This window comes from Paenibacillus sp. FSL H7-0735, from assembly GCF_038008505.1.
GTDB classification, from domain to species: domain Bacteria; phylum Bacillota; class Bacilli; order Paenibacillales; family Paenibacillaceae; genus Paenibacillus_AQ; species Paenibacillus_AQ odorifer.
This window is the reverse complement of record NZ_JBBOZH010000001.1, coordinates 159,627-176,290: the sequence shown is the minus strand read 5'-3', so window position 1 is coordinate 176,290 and position 16,664 is coordinate 159,627. Positions and strand designations below refer to the sequence as shown.

The window sequence follows — 16,664 nt, the reverse complement described above, 5'->3', positions numbered from 1 at the left end:
AATCACAAAATAGAAACAATTTGTTACCCTCCATATCCCTAATGAATATCCTTCCAGATCCTTCCCCATAATATGAGAGAAAGGAGTCTGGTGCCATGACACGCGAATCAACGAATCCACCGAAACGAAAAAGCCGCTTCCGGCGTTTATTTCGGCTGCTGGCAGCCTTGATCATATTATTTGTATTAACCACCGGAGCTCTGCTCGGTTATCTATATCAAAAAGATCTTCCACCGATTAGCGATGATGTGCGCTCCAAGCTGTTTGACTCCCGGGGCAATGTTCTTGCCACCTTTACCTCAGACGGCCGCAGCCGCGAACCCGTCAAATTAAGTCAAATTTCTCCCCTGCTCATTGAAGCTACACTAGCAGTCGAGGATCGTAAATTTTATGAACATTCCGGATTTGATCTGAAGGGGATGGCGCGAGCTGTTCTAGTCAATCTGGAAGAGGGAAACCGGTCGCAGGGTGCTAGTACGCTAACTCAGCAGCTCGCACGTAACCTCTACCTATCCCATGAAAAAACATGGACGCGCAAGGCTAAAGAAGCTGTCTATACGATGCAGCTGGAGATGAAATACAGCAAAGATGAAATCCTGAACATGTATTTAAATAATATCTACTATGGCCACGGTGCTTACGGCATTGAAGCAGCCTCACGGATGTATTTTGGTAAATCTGCAGCGGATTTAGACCTGGCAGAGAGTACCATGCTGGCTGGAATTCCAAAGGGACCTACCTATTATTCACCTTACAACCACATGGACAATGCTAAAAAGCGCCAGAGAATCATCCTGACCGTCATGGCCAATTTAGGCAATATCACTCAGGAAGAAGCGGGACAAGCCGTCCAGGAGAACTTAAACTTCAAGCCGCAAGGACAAAAGGATACGCTTGTAGCTGCGCCTTATTTCCGGGATTATATCCGCAATTTGGCCATAGAGTCTCTCCACATCAGTAATGATGAGCTGGAGCAAGGCGGATTAAATGTCTATACCACCCTTGACCCTGACATGCAGCATGCCGCAGAAAATGCCGTTGACAAAGAGATGGATCAAACTAGTGATCTGGATACTGCACTTGTATCCATCGATCCTCGCACCGGTTACATCAAAGCAATGGTCGGCGGAAAAAATTATCGTACCAACCAGTACAATCATGCTTTGGCCACCACACGCCAGCCGGGTTCTTCCTTTAAGCCGATTATGTATTTGGCCGCACTCTCATCCAAAGAGATGACAGGACTTTCGGTCTTTAATAGTCAGCCAACGATGTTTCATTATGATAACAACCGCAAAACGTATCAGCCCCGAAACTTTGGGGATAAGTATCTGGGTGAAATTAATATGCGGCAAGCTATCGCAGCATCCGACAATATCTATGCTGTTAATACAATTATGAAGATCGGCGCGGATAAAGTAAGCGAGATGGCTGCGAAGATGGGCATTGACAGTCCACTTCAAAGCGTACCTTCACTGGCCCTAGGCACTTCACCGATCAGTCCGCTTGAAATGGCTGCAGCTTTCGCTGTAATTGGAAACGGCGGTCAGAAAATGCCGATCACAGCCATTCTAAAAATAACCGATTCAAATGGCATGGTCCTGTATGAAGCACCTCAACCCAAAGGAGTAACCGTCGTAGAACCTTCAGCTGCCTATGTACTGACTCGTTTAATGGAGGGAGTATTCGAGACTGGGGGGACGGGTAATCGTGTGGCTTCCATAATTAAACGTCCGGTAGCCGGCAAGACCGGCACCACGGATACAGATGGCTGGATGGTAGGTTTCACCCCGGAGCTATCAACTGCAGTCTGGGTTGGTTACGACAAGGGGCGCGACATCGCAACTACCGACGGACGGCGCGCAGCCCCCATTTTCGCCCAATTTACTGAAAAAGCGCTGGAAAATGTCCCTCCAAAAATTTTCCCTATTCCAGATGGAGTAGTCAGCGTATACGTCAATCCGCAATCCGGCAAACTTGCTACAGCAGCATGTCCCGACAAAGAACTGGAAACTTTTATTAGTGGAACTGAGCCCACCGAATACTGCGAACTGCATGGCACAGGCTCCGCTCCTGCTGTGGATGACACACAAAGTAAGGTAGATTCTGCTGAAGAAAACCGTTCCCTGTGGAAGAACATTAAACGCTGGTGGTTGAATTAGCCTCTTCATTTATATTGAAGGGGTTTTTCTTTTTTTATAAGTTATATATTGTAGTAACAACAGGATTGCCAAACTCAAATATCACTTATCGCACAAGGGATGTAACCGTTTTATTTATTATGTTTACCCCATTCTCTTAACTCTCAATTACTGCTATAATAGTTATTAGAAACCAAAATATAATGATGTAAATGAGGGACATGGGATGAAGGATACAGGCATGATCCGGAGTTTAGACAGTCTTGGGAGAATTGTGGTTCCCGCAGAAATCCGTATGACGCGTAATATCGACATTGGTGATCCTATCGAATTTTTTGTTTTAGACGAAAAAATCATCGTCCTTAGGAAGTACACCTCGACAGAGTGTACATTTTGCAGAAGCCACGACCATGTCACCTACTATAAAGAGCAGTTTATTTGTAGCAACTGTCTAAAAGAAATTGTCGATCCTGAACGCATGTCTCAATTGCCAGAGTCACGTGAAGATTTTGTTGTTGAGGCATCGGAGCAAAACACCAGTATCCGAAAGTCAAAGACAGAGGAAATGTGCCAACGCCTGGAACAAGCTATTGAAGATCATCCCTATGCCAACCAAAAAGAGCTTGCAGAAATCCTCGGTATTAGCCAAGCGAGAGTGAGTCAGCTCAAACGCAAGCTTAGCAGCACAAGCAAATCATAAATTAAAAAAGCTTCGACGCTCCTATTTCCGGAGGTCGAAGCTTTTTCTATATCGGATAACCCTTCTGGAGGCTCCTATACTATTCAGTCAGTGCAGCTTTAAGCTCATCTGAGGATGCATTCCACCATGCTTCATTATGAGAGATCAGAAGGGATTTGAGCGCCGACTTCTCAATGGCTCCAAGCCCTGCCACATCGATCTTGCGTTTAAGAGCTGCATCCAGCTTATTGACATGCTCGGCAAGAATTTTCCATCCGCGGCGCGCTTCTGTATCAATCCACATTTCACAGGCTGTGATTCCACCATAAAATTGAGCTTCCAATGTACGGTCTACCGCTACCCATACCACCCAAACCTGTCTTCCATTCGGTACATCTTCACGATTCATGGAAAATTTAATTCCTTTTTCCACTTTGCTCTTGGCATGCATGGCACCGATATCAATAACCGCCACATCACCATCAATAATGACAGGTGAAACGTTGTTGAGATCTATAGAGCCTGCTCCAAAGCCTTTATGTTTACTTTTAGCGTTCACAATATTTAAGGCAATCTGTTTCTTGCCCTCCGGTTGTATGTTGTCCACGAGTGCACACCCTTCCTCTTACGAATAATTTAATTTTAGCTAATAATGCGGCGATTGCAAACATATACATCCCGTAGATGCTTGTCACGGGAGGAATCACACTATGAAGTCACTATCATTAAAGTACATCATCTTTGCGACCCTGGCCATCCTCGCGCTGCTGGGAGGAGGAATATGGGCCTTTTCAGGGGATAGCTCTACAGCTTCTGTTACTAGCTTTGCTTCAAAAGAGGCCAAGTCCTCCAGCGGCACAGCGCCTGCAGCCGTACCACAGCAGGTATTGCCTGAGAGCGCGCCCGTCCCGGCAGAGGAGGCTTTAAGCCAGCGGGTAGTCGAGTATCACATTGATGTCCAGCTTGTTCCTGACACAGAAACCTTAAAAGCTTCTGAGACAGTAACCTGGACACACCCCGGAGTAAAGCCAGTAAGTGATTTATATTTTCACATGTATCCAAATGCATTTGCCTCATCAGATACCACCTTTATGAAGGAATCCGGGGGGACGCTCAGAGGCGACAGTATGCCTGAGAATGGCTTCGGAAATATGACGCTGACCGATCTGCGCACGACAGAAGGAACTTCGCTAATGCAAAGAGTGCAATATGTCCAACCTGATGACGGCAATATCAACGATAAGACGCTCCTAAAGGTACATCTTCCTCAGCCTGTTAATGGTGGGGAAAGTGTAACACTTAAGCTTCAGTATGAAGTCCAGCTGCCCAAAATCTTTGCTCGCATGGGTGCTTCAGGTAACTTCGTTATGGCTGGGCAATGGTTTCCTAAGCTTAGTGTATACGAGCCTAAGGGCACACGCGGAGTTAAAGAAGAAGGCTGGGACCTGCATCAGTATCACGGGACTTCTGAGTTTTACAGTGATTTTGGCATCTTTAATGTAACGATTGCCGTTCCTTCCAACTATACGGTGGCAGCGACCGGATTTCCTGTAAAAAATGCCAAGCTCAAACAAGATCAGAAAATATATCAGTTCTACGCCGATGATGTCCACGATTTCGCTTGGGCCGCTTCCCCTGATTTTACAGTAGCTGAGGAAGCCTTCTCTACGCCGGAGGTGCCTGGAGTACGAATTAAGGTGTATCTCGACCCACTACACAAAGATTTAAAAGAGCGTTACCTTCAGGCTGCCAAGGCTGCCCTGACCTACTTCAGCAAATGGTATGGTCCTTATCCCTACTCTACGCTGTCTATTGTCGTCCCACCTAAGGAGGGCAACGGTGCTGGAGGAATGGAATACCCTACCCTTATTACAGCCTTTGGGGCCGCGGATTCTTCTCCAGATACCTCACTTGAAAGAACCGTCATTCATGAAATCGGCCATCAATACTTCTACGGTATGGTAGCCAGTAATGAATTCGAGGAAGCCTGGCTGGATGAAAGCTTCACTTCCTATGCCGAAGACAGACTTATGGAGCAAGAATACGGTATCAAGTCTAATTTGCCTTTACAGGCCAGCCTGGTGACTATACCTGAGCCGTTAAATCTGGAAACGTGGAAATATGCAGGGGCGGATTCCTATAGCCGAAATGTTTATATCCGCGGCAAGCTTGTACTTAAAGATATCGAACGCCAGGTAGGTACCAAAGCAATGAACAACATCATGTCCTCCTACGCTCGTAAGTTCCGTTTCCAGCATCCTGCTACGTCAGATTTTCAGAAAGTCGTTGAGAAGGTAACCAAAAAATCATGGCAGGCCTATTTCGATGATTACATTTATGGTGATGGAGCGCCTGACTTCTCAGTAGATACGATTACTTTTAAAAAAAATAACAGCGGCGATGCTCCAAGCTACGAATCATTAGTGAAGATTTCAAACAAAGGGAGCCATTACGTTGATGTTCCCGTGAAATTCACATTCGCCGACAGCTCTTCGGTGCAGCGGGTCTGGAACGGTGAAGGAGTAGAGACTACGTTTCAATTGTTAAGCGATAAGCCTCTTCTCTCTGCTGAGATTGACCCTGAACATTCCATCTTATTGGAGAGCAAACATCTAAACAACTTTAGGCTGGCGGAAATAGAGCCCAAGACGCTCTCTCGCTGGACATTAAGTGTAACTAAACTACTTGAAACCGTGCTCGGAACTCTTGTCTGGTGAGGTGAATGATTGTGAGAACATCGATAACCCGCGGCTGGCAAAGCATGAAGGAGCAATTTTATATTTTAATTCTGCTCTTCATCTACCGACTGCTCTGGGGCTACTTTATGTATGGTTTCATCCGATCTGCTATTATTCCAATTCTACTGCGCTATCCGGATAAAGACGCCGGAGGCAGCGGTATGGGCAGACTGTTGTATTATATCGAGGGACAGTTCAGCTTGAATACGGACCCTGCGATACGCACTTGGTTATGGATGCTTCTGGCGCTTGTTGTCTTGCGACTTCTGCTTTCCCCTTTCATAAGGGCAGGATTGCTGCATGAGCTCCACCAGGAGCGAAAGGGCGAGCGTGGACTGTTCTTTTTCCCTGGCATGAAGATCTATGGACTACCTGTCTTAGTCTTTAGCCTAATCGAATGGGTGCTGACCCTGCTGCCGCTTTACTGGCTTGCTCCAAAAATGTACGGGCTGTTCTTATCCTCTTTGTTTAACTACGCTTTGTTACTTCATTTAGTACCATACGTATTGGCATGGCTTATATATATTTTTATCGTGCGCCTGTTTCTTCTATATATGCAGTTTGGTTACACCGGCGGTACAGGAATGTTCTCCTCACTGATCATCTGCTTGCGGTCACTGATTCCTGCTATAGGTGTTTCCATTGTACTTGGGGCGGGAGGCCTGCTCTTACTGCTAGTGTGCGGACTGACGGGTCTGTTCTGTCCCGGCCTACCGGCACTTATAATACGGCAAATCTCACCACTACCTTCTACGCTCTTAAAAATGTGGGGAATCTCTGCACAATATCATCTATGGCGTAGCAAAGCATTTCCACAATAAATCAACCTTATTTGACATAATAAAAAGGTCCCAATTCCTGTATTCAGGAGCTGGGACTTTTTCTCATTACGGATAACTTAAGAGTATTTGCAAAATCGTAAAAGCTCTGTTACAATAAGTCCTGTGCTATTAGTAACAATTTTGTAATCAATTGAAACGATTCCTACATAACTAAATGTATTTATCGTAAGTGTAACTGTCGAAACGTCATTCTCTGGTGCTTAACACGCCTAATTCCTTTGCACCGGGAAGTGGGGGAACCATATTTTGGGTGAATTGATCTCGCTTTACAGGGATCATAGGGAATCTTCTACCGAACCCTTAAGCTAACCTCGCAGGCCTTGGAAGGAGTACATCTTTTGAAAAGACATAATTTAAGAAAAAAATGCGTCGCTGCGGCGCTAGGACTTGTAATGGCATTATCTATTGGTGGAGGAAGCGCCTTTGCCGACTCTAAAATGGACTCTGTAATCTCAAAGACTATTGGAGTTGCCTATAAAACCGGAGGTACAAGCACTGCCGGATTTGATTGCTCTGGATTTACAAAGTATGTATTCAAGAATGTGGGTCTTACTTTACCTCGTACATCAAAAGCTCAATATAGCGTTGGAACTGCTGTATCCAAAAGCAATCTGCGTTCTGGTGATCTAGTGTTCTTTAACACACTTGGCAATGGAGTATCCCATGTCGGCATTTATGTTGGAAACGGAAAATTCGCACAATCGTCCTCTTCGCGTGGAGTGACCATCACTTCACTCAGTCAGGCCTACTGGGCCAATCGTTATGTTGGCGCTAAAAGAGTAATGAGTACTTCAGCTTATCAAGCTGTAGCCTTCGATTGAAACCTTCCTCACAACTATAACCTCACAATTACAACTATATGAACCTGAATCTGATTATGCCCGTAATCAAATTCGGGTTTTTCTTTATTCCATAATATATTTTTACACTATTAGAGCCCAATTGAAACACGTTTATTTGATAAAAATTGCAATTATATTAAAAATTAGGTCATTATTAACGCTTACATATGCCTTTCTACCGTAAAAATGCCAATTTTTCTGCATTAATATGTTAAAAACGATTGCCAAGCGGCTTTCTGTTTGTTACAATTAGCGCAGTGAGATTTTAGTAACATTTTTGTAATCATTAAGTTGTTATTTACAAAGGTTTTGTCATGTATTGATTACAAGCTAATCCTAATCAACAGTATGAGCCGAGTTTCCTAACTATTAGGAAAACGGGGGAACCAACTTTGGGTGAATTGACCTCCATTATATAGAGGGGTCATAGGGGACCTTCAACCGAACCCTTAAGCTAACCTCGTAGGCATTTGGAAGGGGTATACACTTTTGAAGAAGAAGTTAGCAGCAGCAGTACTAAGCTTTTCCATCATCCTCACCATCGGAGCAGGAAGCGCTTTCGCAGATTCCAAAATGGATAAAGTGATTGACAAGGCCATCGGTACTAAATACGTATCCGGCGGTATATCCACTAACGGATTTGATTGCTCCGGATTTACAATGTATGTGTTTGATAAGATTGGCATTAACCTTCCACACCAATCAGGTTCCCAATATCAAATGGGCACAGCAATCTCCCGTGATGATATAAGAGCCGGAGATCTTGTATTCTTCAATACAAGTGGCAAAGGTGTCTCCCATGTCGGCATTTATGTCGGTGAAGGTAAGTTCGCACACGCTTCTACCTCACGCGGTGTTACGATTAGCTCTCTGAGTGATAGCTACTACGTGAAACGCTACGTTGGTGCCAAGCGCATTATGAGCACAGACGCTTACCAATCGGTTGCTGCTGAATCGGAAGACAATGATGATGTGCAATAAATAACGTACATAGGCTCTTTTCCAAGGTACTCTTGGAGGAGAGCTTGTTTTTTTGTCTTATTACTTATTTACCCCTCTCATAATTTGTAAAACATTCCCCCTCATATAAAGTTTCTGAGTCGAACCTCCCCCATTTTGTATATAATTAGTAATATAGCAATGTCCTCGTGAAAGGAGATCGTTGACCTTATGATAAATCCCTCGGTAACTTTTCATGTTGTTCCTATGGAGGCAATTCACGGAGAAGCTATTTGTAAGTGGAGCTATACGCCCCCATATAATATTTATGGCTGGATGCCGTGGGAGCAGATGCAGGCTCTTGGCATCGAGTTTGGTGATCCGCAGCTCCGGGAGGAACAATATATCTCCATATTAAATGAAAATGAGGTTTTGTGCGGATTCGCACAGTTGTTCCCGATGGAAGGAGTCGTCCGTTTAGGAGTTGGGATGCGCCCCGATCTATGCGGCCATGGTTTAGGCAAACTATTCGTAGATGCCATCGTCCAGACAGCCTTGAATCGTTATCCTGATCGTGAGATAGATCTGGAAGTCCTGACCTGGAACCAACGCGCCATTCGAACTTATCAAAAATGTGGATTTACGATTACAGATACGTATGAACGCCGCACACCTACAGGAGACAAACCTTTTTATTGCATGGTCTATGACAAATGATATTAAATACCAGATATTTCATAAGAATGATTGTATTCTCGTTCATTTTTTTGTCACAAACCCTATGATAACGCTTCACCATAAGCTATAATGTAGGGAGCAGCTTACATAGAAGGGACGAATTGGGATGCAGAAATGGATCATGAGCGGTTTGTTTTTTGCCGCCTGTGCCTTTGCGGTAGTACTCATGTTTACACTTCCGGGTAAAGAAGAGGTAGCAGAAGAAAATAAGCCCACGATGCCGGTAGTTCAACTGGACGCGGCAAAGGCAGAAGCAACCGTGAAAGCCAGCTGTATCACCTGTCACGGCGATCAGCTTCAAGGTGGAGTTGGACCAAGTCTTCAGAATGAAGGCGGTCAGCATGACGCTGAGGAAATCTACAGCATCGTCACCAAAGGACGTGGCCAAATGCCTTCCTTTAAGGAGAAGCTAGCTCCTGAAGAGATCGCCAACGTCGCACTCTGGCTCTCAGAGAAAAAGTAACCAGCCAAGCAACCAAAAACGCCCGTGTATGAGATAGGTGACTATCTGTGCACGGGCGTTTATTTTATGATTTTGGCTAAACTAATGATTTTTTTCAAAGGCTTCATTAAATTCATGCGCCTCTCGAAGATCTAGAGCTGTAATCCCATCTTCTTCATTAGATTTCAGGCGCAGGGTAACTGTTTTATAATCAATCGTAATATGTGGATGGTGATCGAAGGCTTCTGAAATCGTGGCTACTTCATCAACGAACGCAATGCCCTTCATATATTGGCTGAACATATATTTTCGCACCATAACATTATCTTCCAGTTTCCAGCCCTCCAGCTTGGTGATCTCCTCACGCAGTTCCTCTTCCGTAAATAACAATTCGTTTCCTCCCTTACAAAAAATTGCAGTAAAGTGCGTAGTTCCCTTTACTTGTCTTAGGCGTTAAACAAAACATCCCTTAGCTTCTGAGGTCCAAGGGATGTGCCAGGATAAAGGCGATATTTTCGATTAAATGTATTCACAAATCCCAGCGATTATAACTCGGCTTTATCAATTTTAACACGGGCTACTAACTACGGGCAAATTAAGTCCAGACGTCTCCTCTGCCTAAATCAAAACTACTGAAGCCAAATCCTCTTCGCCAACTAAAATATTAATGCGGTGAGTGTCCTTATCGTAAATAATTACGCCGCTCCCCACTTCAATCATAGGTTCATTACCCAGCGCGAAGAAAAGATCCTCAGCCAATGCTTCCCATACCTCCAGCTTTGATTCTTGGGGTAGTTCCTGCCACTCGTCCGGATCCATCTCAAAAAATAAATATCCATCGGAAATTCGTCCGACGGCTTCGGTCAAATCGGTTAGAATTTCACCGTAATCTCTACCATGCTTTACACCCACGTATATCACTCCGTTTTCTTCACAGATGAATAATTACTTACCTTATCCATTATAGCCGAAAAAATGACTTCACAAAAAACCGAATGATGTCGATAAATAAGAATATACGTTAATTCGGTTTCGCACAGAGTGCCCTGCCGCTGTTTCAAGGATGATATACGCGGCATTGTCGGAACACATCTTAAATCTCACGGACGAGGTGCAAAATGGAAATTTCAACAATAATTGGTTTAATTTTTGGTTTGGTTGCTGTAATCTGGGGCATGATCCTCAAGCACGCTCCACTTCATGCTTTGGCCACACCCGCTGCTTACGTTATTATCTTGGTGGGTACGGCAGCTTCTATTTTCATGGCCTTTCCTTTCAACGAGGTCAAAAAGATTCCAAGTCTGTTCAAAATGATTTTTATCAAAAAGAAATTAATCAGTAAACCCGAATTAATCACTATGTTCATGGAATGGGCTTCTATCACACGGCGTGAAGGTCTGTTGGCTCTAGAATCAAAGGTCGATGAAATAGAAGATAACTTCCTCAGAAACGGCATGCGGATGATTATTGATGGAAATGATCAGGATTTTGTCCGCGATGTCCTCATGGAGGATATCCACGCCACAGAGGATAGACATAAAGCAGGAGCCCTCATTTTCTCACAGGCAGGTATGTATGCTCCTACCCTCGGGGTGCTCGGGGCGGTTATCGGTCTCATCGCCGCTCTGGCTGATATGAGTGATATGAACAAACTGGCTGCGGCAATCGGGGCTGCCTTCATCGCCACATTGCTTGGTATCTTTACAGGTTACGTATTATGGCATCCTATTGCTAATAAGCTGAAACGTCTCTCCAAACAAGAAATCGAAGTTCGAATGATGATGGTCGAAGGTCTTTTGTCCATACAGTCCGGTGTATCTACTATTGCCATCAATCAGAAGCTTGCTGTATTCCTAACACCTTCGCAACGCGTTAAGTTAAATGAGAAGGACGGTGGATCAGGTGAGCAAAAAGACTAGACACGAAGAGCATGAAGAACATGCCGATGAATCGTGGCTGTTACCATACTCCGACCTCATGACTCTTCTGGTGGCTCTGTTCATCGTTATGTATTCTATGAGTGCAACGGATGCCAAGAAATTTGAAGAGATGAGTCAGGCCTTCAGTTCCGCACTTAATGGCGGTACAGGTATTCTTGAAGAGCGGGCAGCAATGCCTAGTAAGACTCAAGAAGATCTAGGGAAAAATGATAAGATGGGTAGCTCTACTTCCAAGAAAGCTGAAGAAGCAGAAATGGCAAAGCTACGACAAAAGGAACAAGAGGATTTAGAGAAGCTTAAGAAACAATTCGATCAATATATTAAGAGCAACGGCCTAACTGATCTGCTCAGTACGAAGCTTAATCAATCTCAGCTAATGATTACGATCAGTGATAACGCATTGTTCGCTTCTGGCCAAGCCATTGTTAAGGATGATTCGCGGCAATTAGCTAAATCCATCTCAACGATGCTGCAGCAATTCCCGGATTATGATGTAGTAGTGCAGGGGCACACCGACGATATTCCGATTTCTAATAGCAACTATTCATCCAACTGGGATCTGAGTGCGGATCGGGCACTTCAGTTCATGAAGATTTTGCTGCAGAACACGAATTTAAATCCACGCAAATTTAGTGCGATTGGATACGGCGAGTATCATCCTATTTCCGATAATGACACAGCTACCGGTCGAAGCAAGAATCGCCGGGTAGAGGTTTCCATTATTCGAAAATATCAAGAAACCAAAGAGTTTACAGGGATTGTTCCCTCTGCTGAATAAGTGATTTCGTAAGGTAATAAAAAGAGCTGTCCAAAGGTCTTAGACCCCGGACAGCTCTTTTTTTGTTGCAGTACTACATTCTATATGGAACTGTATTATTGTAATGACACTCCTACAGTAACTCGTAGTTCAGCGTAGCTCCAAGCTCTTTCTTCTCATCAGCAGACAGCTCACGCCATTCTCCCGTTTGCAATGCCCCCAGGCGAATATTCATAATCCGAATGCGTTGCAGCTTTCGAACCTCATACCCAAAAGCGCTGCACATACGACGAATCTGGCGATTTTTGCCCTCTGTCAAAATAATACGGAAGACACGCTCCGTAATACGCGTTACCTCACAGGGCAGCGTCTTCTCGCCTAATATTTTCACACCGCTGGACATGCCGGTAATAAAAGAAGGCGTAATGGGTCTGTCCACGGTAACCACGTATTCTTTTTCATGCCGGCCTTCCGCCCGCAAAATTTTATTAACGATGTCGCCATCATTGGTAAGCAGGATTAATCCTTCCGAATCCTTATCGAGACGACCAATCGGGAATATACGCTCATGATGACCTACAAAATCGACAATATTCCCCTTGATATGCTGTTCTGTGGTTGATGTAATCCCTACCGGCTTGTTTAGAGCAATGTAGACCGTCTGGCTTGAGGTTTCAAGCGCTATACCATCTATTCGCACATCATCGCCCGGAACAGCCTGACTGCCCAGCACAGCAGGCTCTCCGTTGATCGTAACTCTGCCGGCATCCACAAGCTTGTCTGCTTCTCGGCGTGAACAGTACCCTGTCTCACTGATGAATTTATTAATTCTCACGTTGTTCTTCACTCCGTTCATCCTTAATGTTAAGCCAAGGTGTACCCCCTCCAGCTGCAGGCAGCTTAATCATAACGGTTGTCCCCCGGCCAACTTCACTTTGTATTTCCAAATGACCCTTATGAGCCTGAATAATACGCTGGCTAATCATTAACCCAAGACCAGTCCCCGATTCCTTATTCGTGAAGAACGGTTCACCCAGCTTAGGCAGCACGTCCTCTGGAATCCCTTCACCCTGATCTTTGATTACTATAAAGACGCAATCCACAGAGTTCCACAGTTCCATTGAAATGACGCCACCCTCAGGCATAGCCTCAATTGCATTTTTAACAATATTAATGAATACCTGCTTCAGCTGGTTCTCTTCACAATGTACAGTAGCAGGTTGTTCAGAGAATTTCGTACTAAATTGAATATCATGTAGATGAGCCAGACTATCCAATAGAGAAACTACATCACCTAATATGTAGCGAAGATCTTTTTCCTGAAAATGAACGGCTTGCGGCTTAGCCAGGATTAAAAATTCACTGACAATAAGATTAATCCGCTCCAGCTCGGATAACATCAGCTCTACATGAAGCGGAACCAAGAGCTCCTTCTCCTGTTGAAGCTGTAGAAATCCTTTTAATGTGGTAAGAGGGTTACGAATCTCATGAGCTACTCCTGCGGCCAATTGGCCGACTGTAGTTAGTTTCTCAGAGCGTCTAAGCAGCTCCTCCATTCGATTGCGTTCCGTCATATCACGAGAAACGTGAATAAAGGAATGGGGGTAACCCTCTTCATCTCGAATTATCGAGGTACTAACGCTAACCTCAACTAATGATCCGTCCCGTTTAAGTCTCACTGTCTCGATCGGCGGCAGAACTGCACCATTTCTTAACGCGTCAAGCCGCTCTTCCTCTTGCTTAAGCGCTGTCGCGGGTACAAGATATGGCATATTGCCTATCACTTCTGTTGCACTCCATCCATACAGCTCCTCAAAGGCCCTGTTAGTGCTAGTGATTCGTCCCTCCATATCCAACGTATGAATCGCATCAGACGTACCGTTAATTACGGATTCCAAATGTTCCTTAACCGCCCGGTTCTCTTCTAGCGTCTGCTTGAGACGATTGGTGCGTTGCATAAGATGAGAAGTCATAGCGTTAATCCGCAAGGCTAATTGACCTAACTCATCACGAGAGGTTACCTTTAATGGAGGTTCGAACTTACCTCGCGCTACATCATTGACTTTGGCAAGTATAGCCTGAATTGGACGAGTAATAAAACCTGAAAGTATGTAACTACATAGCAAAAATAATGCCAGCAACAACAGAGACGTAGTCAAATAATTGGCTAATTGTTCATGAACTACGGATGAAATCACAGAATAATCCAAAACTACACCGATTACGTAAGGCTCCATTTTAGGATTCTGAATAGGAATGAAGCTTTTGAGCACTCTTTTCCCATGTACCCTCGTCTCCAGTGTAACTGGCTTCTGCTTCTGCTGAGCTAATAGAATGGCCGCTTTATCTTGCTCCACATTACCATAAGTATAGGTACCGAACTTAATTGGGCGGTTGCCAAGTTTCTTTTTAAATGCATCGCTTCCATCGCCCGCCATACTCGCTAAACCAAATGTTGTTGGATTAAATCCTGTAAGCTCTAAAATCCCTGGATTAACTTCTTTGGTTCGCTCTACAATTTGATCGGGATTGGTGATTTTGACATATTCACTAGCCGCAGTATTGAGAATAACAGGATTAATGATGTAGTTACTTGCTTCATCATGATAATAACCCCACTTCTCAATGAAATCGGGATTGTAGGTTGAATATTCAAATGGGCCTGACCAAAAATGATCCAATGCCTGACCTTGTCCCACAGTGACTTCCTGATTATCAAATAACTCCAAAAGGGCAAGGTACCAGTAACCCCAACCTTGAGTGGACATTCCAATATCAATCGGATTTGATGCCCTTGTCACCACGATATCATTATCAGTCTTTACCAGAATTGAAATATTAGACACGCCCAACTTGGAAGTTAGGGCCTTTAGTTGAACGTTGGTTATATTCTTATAATCCGGACCCAATTCCTTAGAGGCAAAGATGGCAGCCATTCTTAAGTTATGCGCGATTTGATATTCTACATAGTTAGAGCTATAGTTACTTTGTTCTACAGAAACAGCCATTTGCATAGCGGTGATCTGCATATTATTTACGTTTTCATTTCTTAGATTATTCTGAGCGGCATAAAGGTTAAATGTCAGATTCAATGCTAAAATTAGCAGTACCGCTCCAAAAATAATAGCAGATAGTTTTGTCTTTATGGACAAACTGTTATTCACCTCTTATCCACTGGTAAATCCTTGCGGAGCCTATAATAAACATCATACCTTTTGCCCCCTCATTTGAAAAGGACATTTAAAACAAGCCTATTAATTCACCAAATATTGAAATTCAAAAGGTGTTTCTCTACAATATATAAGAAACCATCCACATCTTATGCACATATAAACAAATTATTAAAGTCCGGTGTGTACAAAAATGTGTATAAGTAGGCTGTTATCCACAGAGTTATGCACATTTTGTTAAGAACGAATATTTGTTCGTTGTACAATGGTTATAGAAGAAGGGAAGATGATCTTGAATATTAAAGCCAGTGAATCGCCAGAAGATATACAAGCGGTTCATGAATATTGGATGAGGCAGGCGATCGCAGAAGCACGTAAAGCTGAGGCATTAGGTGAGGTTCCTATTGGCGCTGTCATTGTTCGACATGGTGAAATTATAGGACGTGGATACAATTTACGAGAAACGACAATGGATTCGACAGCCCATGCTGAGATGGTAGCCATTCGTGAGGCCAGCAATGTCATAAATTCTTGGCGTCTGCTGGATTGCCAGCTGTACGTCACCCTAGAACCTTGTCCGATGTGTGCAGGAGCAATAGTGCAGTCCAGAGTGCCTCTCACGGTATATGGAACGCCTGACCCTAAAGCTGGATGTGCCGGCACCCTCATGAACTTGCTTGAAGAGCCGCGATTTAATCATAGAACTGAGGTAATACAGGGTGTTTTACAAGAAGAATGTGCAGATCTACTCACCTCCTTCTTTCGCCGTTTACGTAAAAAGCCAATAAAACAAAAGGAGGACTCCTAAATGACCCTTACTCTATATCATACCTCTCAAGGCATCTATATTTCTCCACTTGAGCTTAAGGATGCACAGAGCCTGCTGGAGCTTCGTTTAAATAACCGGGTAACCCATGAACCGTTTGAGCCAAAACGTGATGAGCACTTCTTTACCCTGGAGAGTCAACAACAGATCATCAATCAGCGTATTGAGGACGCCCTACAGGACAGAGCTTATATGTTCGGCATTTATCTGCTGGATGGACAGCTAATCGGACAGATCACATTGTCCAACGTCTCACGAGGTATAGCACAATATGCTGATTTAGGATATTTAATGGATCATCGGATGCAAGGACAAGGTTATATGACAGCAGCAGTCGGATTAGTCCTCGGCTATGCGTTCCGGGCCTTAGGTCTACATAGAGTTCAAGCAGCTATTTTATTGCATAATGAAGCTTCCCGAAGAGTCCTGGAGAAGAGTGGGTTCAAACCTGAAGGGATCGCCCGTCAGTATCTTAAAATAAATGGACAGTGGCAGGATCACCAAACCTACGCAATCTTAACCGAAGATGTGCTGACTGAGGAACGGAAATAAGATTCTGCATTGTCGCAGGAATGAGTGCTACTTTTTTTCCTAAAAAAAGACCCGCATG

General features: G+C 44.1%; 17 protein-coding genes and 2 riboswitches. Of the genes, 12 read left to right on the top strand and 5 right to left on the bottom strand.

What is annotated here, in order from left to right; translation table 11 throughout:
- The first annotated feature begins 95 nt into the window (after positions 1-95).
- Positions 96-2,162: a transglycosylase domain-containing protein gene (locus NSS82_RS00840; protein WP_076273392.1), complete on the top strand. Its 2,067-nt coding sequence runs from the start codon at positions 96-98 to the stop codon at positions 2,160-2,162.
- A 205-nt stretch (positions 2,163-2,367) separates the two neighbouring features.
- Positions 2,368-2,841, top strand: a complete 474-nt coding sequence (locus NSS82_RS00835; protein ID WP_076100082.1) for an AbrB/MazE/SpoVT family DNA-binding domain-containing protein — start codon at positions 2,368-2,370, stop codon at positions 2,839-2,841.
- Positions 2,842-2,920: 79 nt separating this feature from the next.
- Here NSS82_RS00835 and NSS82_RS00830 read toward each other — a convergent pair whose 3' ends face one another.
- Positions 2,921-3,427, bottom strand: a complete 507-nt coding sequence (locus tag NSS82_RS00830; RefSeq protein ID WP_036679953.1) for a YwhD family protein — start codon at positions 3,425-3,427, stop codon at positions 2,921-2,923.
- A gap of 103 nt (positions 3,428-3,530) precedes the next feature.
- Between NSS82_RS00830 and NSS82_RS00825 the strand changes: the two genes are divergently transcribed.
- The 6 genes from NSS82_RS00825 (at position 3,531) to NSS82_RS00800 (ending at position 9,382) form a co-directional block, all read left to right on the top strand.
- A complete protein-coding gene (locus NSS82_RS00825) occupies positions 3,531-5,537 on the top strand; it encodes a M1 family metallopeptidase (protein WP_076273391.1) in 2,007 nt (668 codons plus the stop codon).
- 11 nt (positions 5,538-5,548) lie between these two features.
- Positions 5,549-6,379 (top strand): hypothetical protein, encoded by an 831-nt coding sequence (locus NSS82_RS00820; RefSeq protein WP_036679984.1) that lies wholly within the window; start codon positions 5,549-5,551, stop codon positions 6,377-6,379.
- 217 nt (positions 6,380-6,596) lie between these two features.
- Positions 6,597-6,735: riboswitch (cyclic di-AMP (ydaO/yuaA leader) on the top strand.
- Positions 6,736-6,792: 57 nt separating this feature from the next.
- Positions 6,793-7,221, top strand: coding sequence for a C40 family peptidase (locus tag NSS82_RS00815; RefSeq protein WP_052097401.1), 429 nt, complete (start codon positions 6,793-6,795; stop codon positions 7,219-7,221).
- A 362-nt stretch (positions 7,222-7,583) separates the two neighbouring features.
- Positions 7,584-7,726, top strand: a riboswitch (cyclic di-AMP (ydaO/yuaA leader).
- 5 nt (positions 7,727-7,731) lie between these two features.
- Complete coding sequence (locus NSS82_RS00810; protein WP_036679958.1) at positions 7,732-8,223, top strand: C40 family peptidase; 492 nt, start codon at positions 7,732-7,734, stop codon at positions 8,221-8,223.
- 189 nt (positions 8,224-8,412) lie between these two features.
- Complete coding sequence (locus NSS82_RS00805; protein WP_036679960.1) at positions 8,413-8,898, top strand: GNAT family N-acetyltransferase; 486 nt, start codon at positions 8,413-8,415, stop codon at positions 8,896-8,898.
- Positions 8,899-9,025: 127 nt separating this feature from the next.
- A complete protein-coding gene (locus tag NSS82_RS00800; RefSeq protein WP_036679962.1) occupies positions 9,026-9,382 on the top strand; it encodes a c-type cytochrome in 357 nt (118 codons plus the stop codon).
- Between the two features lie 81 nt (positions 9,383-9,463).
- On the opposite strand, the gene NSS82_RS00795 is transcribed toward NSS82_RS00800, so the two are convergent.
- Positions 9,464-9,751: a 4a-hydroxytetrahydrobiopterin dehydratase gene (locus tag NSS82_RS00795; protein ID WP_036679964.1), complete on the bottom strand. Its 288-nt coding sequence runs from the start codon at positions 9,749-9,751 to the stop codon at positions 9,464-9,466.
- A 228-nt stretch (positions 9,752-9,979) separates the two neighbouring features.
- Positions 9,980-10,273 (bottom strand): hypothetical protein, encoded by a 294-nt coding sequence (locus tag NSS82_RS00790; RefSeq protein WP_036679966.1) that lies wholly within the window; start codon positions 10,271-10,273, stop codon positions 9,980-9,982.
- Between the two features lie 206 nt (positions 10,274-10,479).
- Here NSS82_RS00790 and motA point away from each other — a divergent pair, with 206 nt between their 5' ends.
- Together motA and motB are read left to right on the top strand one after the other, a co-directional pair.
- Positions 10,480-11,280: a flagellar motor stator protein MotA gene (gene motA / locus NSS82_RS00785; RefSeq protein ID WP_036679967.1), complete on the top strand. Its 801-nt coding sequence runs from the start codon at positions 10,480-10,482 to the stop codon at positions 11,278-11,280.
- Complete coding sequence (gene motB / locus NSS82_RS00780; RefSeq protein WP_036679969.1) at positions 11,264-12,079, top strand: flagellar motor protein MotB; 816 nt, start codon at positions 11,264-11,266, stop codon at positions 12,077-12,079. The genes motA and motB overlap by 17 nt, the downstream gene beginning before the upstream one ends.
- A 112-nt stretch (positions 12,080-12,191) precedes the next feature.
- Here the strand turns inward: motB and rluF are convergent, their stop codons facing one another.
- Positions 12,192-12,893, bottom strand: coding sequence for a 23S rRNA pseudouridine(2604) synthase RluF (gene rluF, locus NSS82_RS00775; RefSeq protein WP_036679985.1), 702 nt, complete (start codon positions 12,891-12,893; stop codon positions 12,192-12,194).
- Positions 12,883-15,210, bottom strand: a complete 2,328-nt coding sequence (locus NSS82_RS00770; protein WP_076106040.1) for a sensor histidine kinase — start codon at positions 15,208-15,210, stop codon at positions 12,883-12,885. The genes rluF and NSS82_RS00770 overlap by 11 nt, the downstream gene beginning before the upstream one ends.
- Positions 15,211-15,514: 304 nt before the next feature.
- Between NSS82_RS00770 and tadA the strand changes: the two genes are divergently transcribed.
- Together tadA and NSS82_RS00760 are read left to right on the top strand one after the other, a co-directional pair.
- Positions 15,515-16,036 (top strand): tRNA adenosine(34) deaminase TadA, encoded by a 522-nt coding sequence (gene tadA / locus NSS82_RS00765; RefSeq protein WP_051491099.1) that lies wholly within the window; start codon positions 15,515-15,517, stop codon positions 16,034-16,036.
- Complete coding sequence (locus tag NSS82_RS00760) at positions 16,037-16,606, top strand: GNAT family N-acetyltransferase (protein WP_036679973.1); 570 nt, start codon at positions 16,037-16,039, stop codon at positions 16,604-16,606.
- Positions 16,607-16,664 lie beyond the last annotated feature (58 nt).

Excerpts from the sequence above, each read along its gene's own strand:
- NSS82_RS00840 (WP_076273392.1), top strand. The coding sequence starts at position 96 with ATGACACGCGAATCAACGAATCCACCGAAACGAAAAAGCCGCTTCCGG.
- NSS82_RS00835 (WP_076100082.1), top strand. The coding sequence starts at position 2,368 with ATGAAGGATACAGGCATGATCCGGAGTTTAGACAGTCTTGGGAGAATT.
- NSS82_RS00825 (WP_076273391.1), top strand. The coding sequence starts at position 3,531 with ATGAAGTCACTATCATTAAAGTACATCATCTTTGCGACCCTGGCCATC.
- NSS82_RS00815 (WP_052097401.1), top strand. The coding sequence starts at position 6,793 with ATGGCATTATCTATTGGTGGAGGAAGCGCCTTTGCCGACTCTAAAATG.
- NSS82_RS00805 (WP_036679960.1), top strand. The coding sequence starts at position 8,413 with ATGATAAATCCCTCGGTAACTTTTCATGTTGTTCCTATGGAGGCAATT.
- NSS82_RS00800 (WP_036679962.1), top strand. The coding sequence starts at position 9,026 with ATGCAGAAATGGATCATGAGCGGTTTGTTTTTTGCCGCCTGTGCCTTT.
- motA (WP_036679967.1), top strand. The coding sequence starts at position 10,480 with ATGGAAATTTCAACAATAATTGGTTTAATTTTTGGTTTGGTTGCTGTA.
- tadA (WP_051491099.1), top strand. The coding sequence starts at position 15,515 with ATGATCTTGAATATTAAAGCCAGTGAATCGCCAGAAGATATACAAGCG.
- NSS82_RS00760 (WP_036679973.1), top strand. The coding sequence starts at position 16,037 with ATGACCCTTACTCTATATCATACCTCTCAAGGCATCTATATTTCTCCA.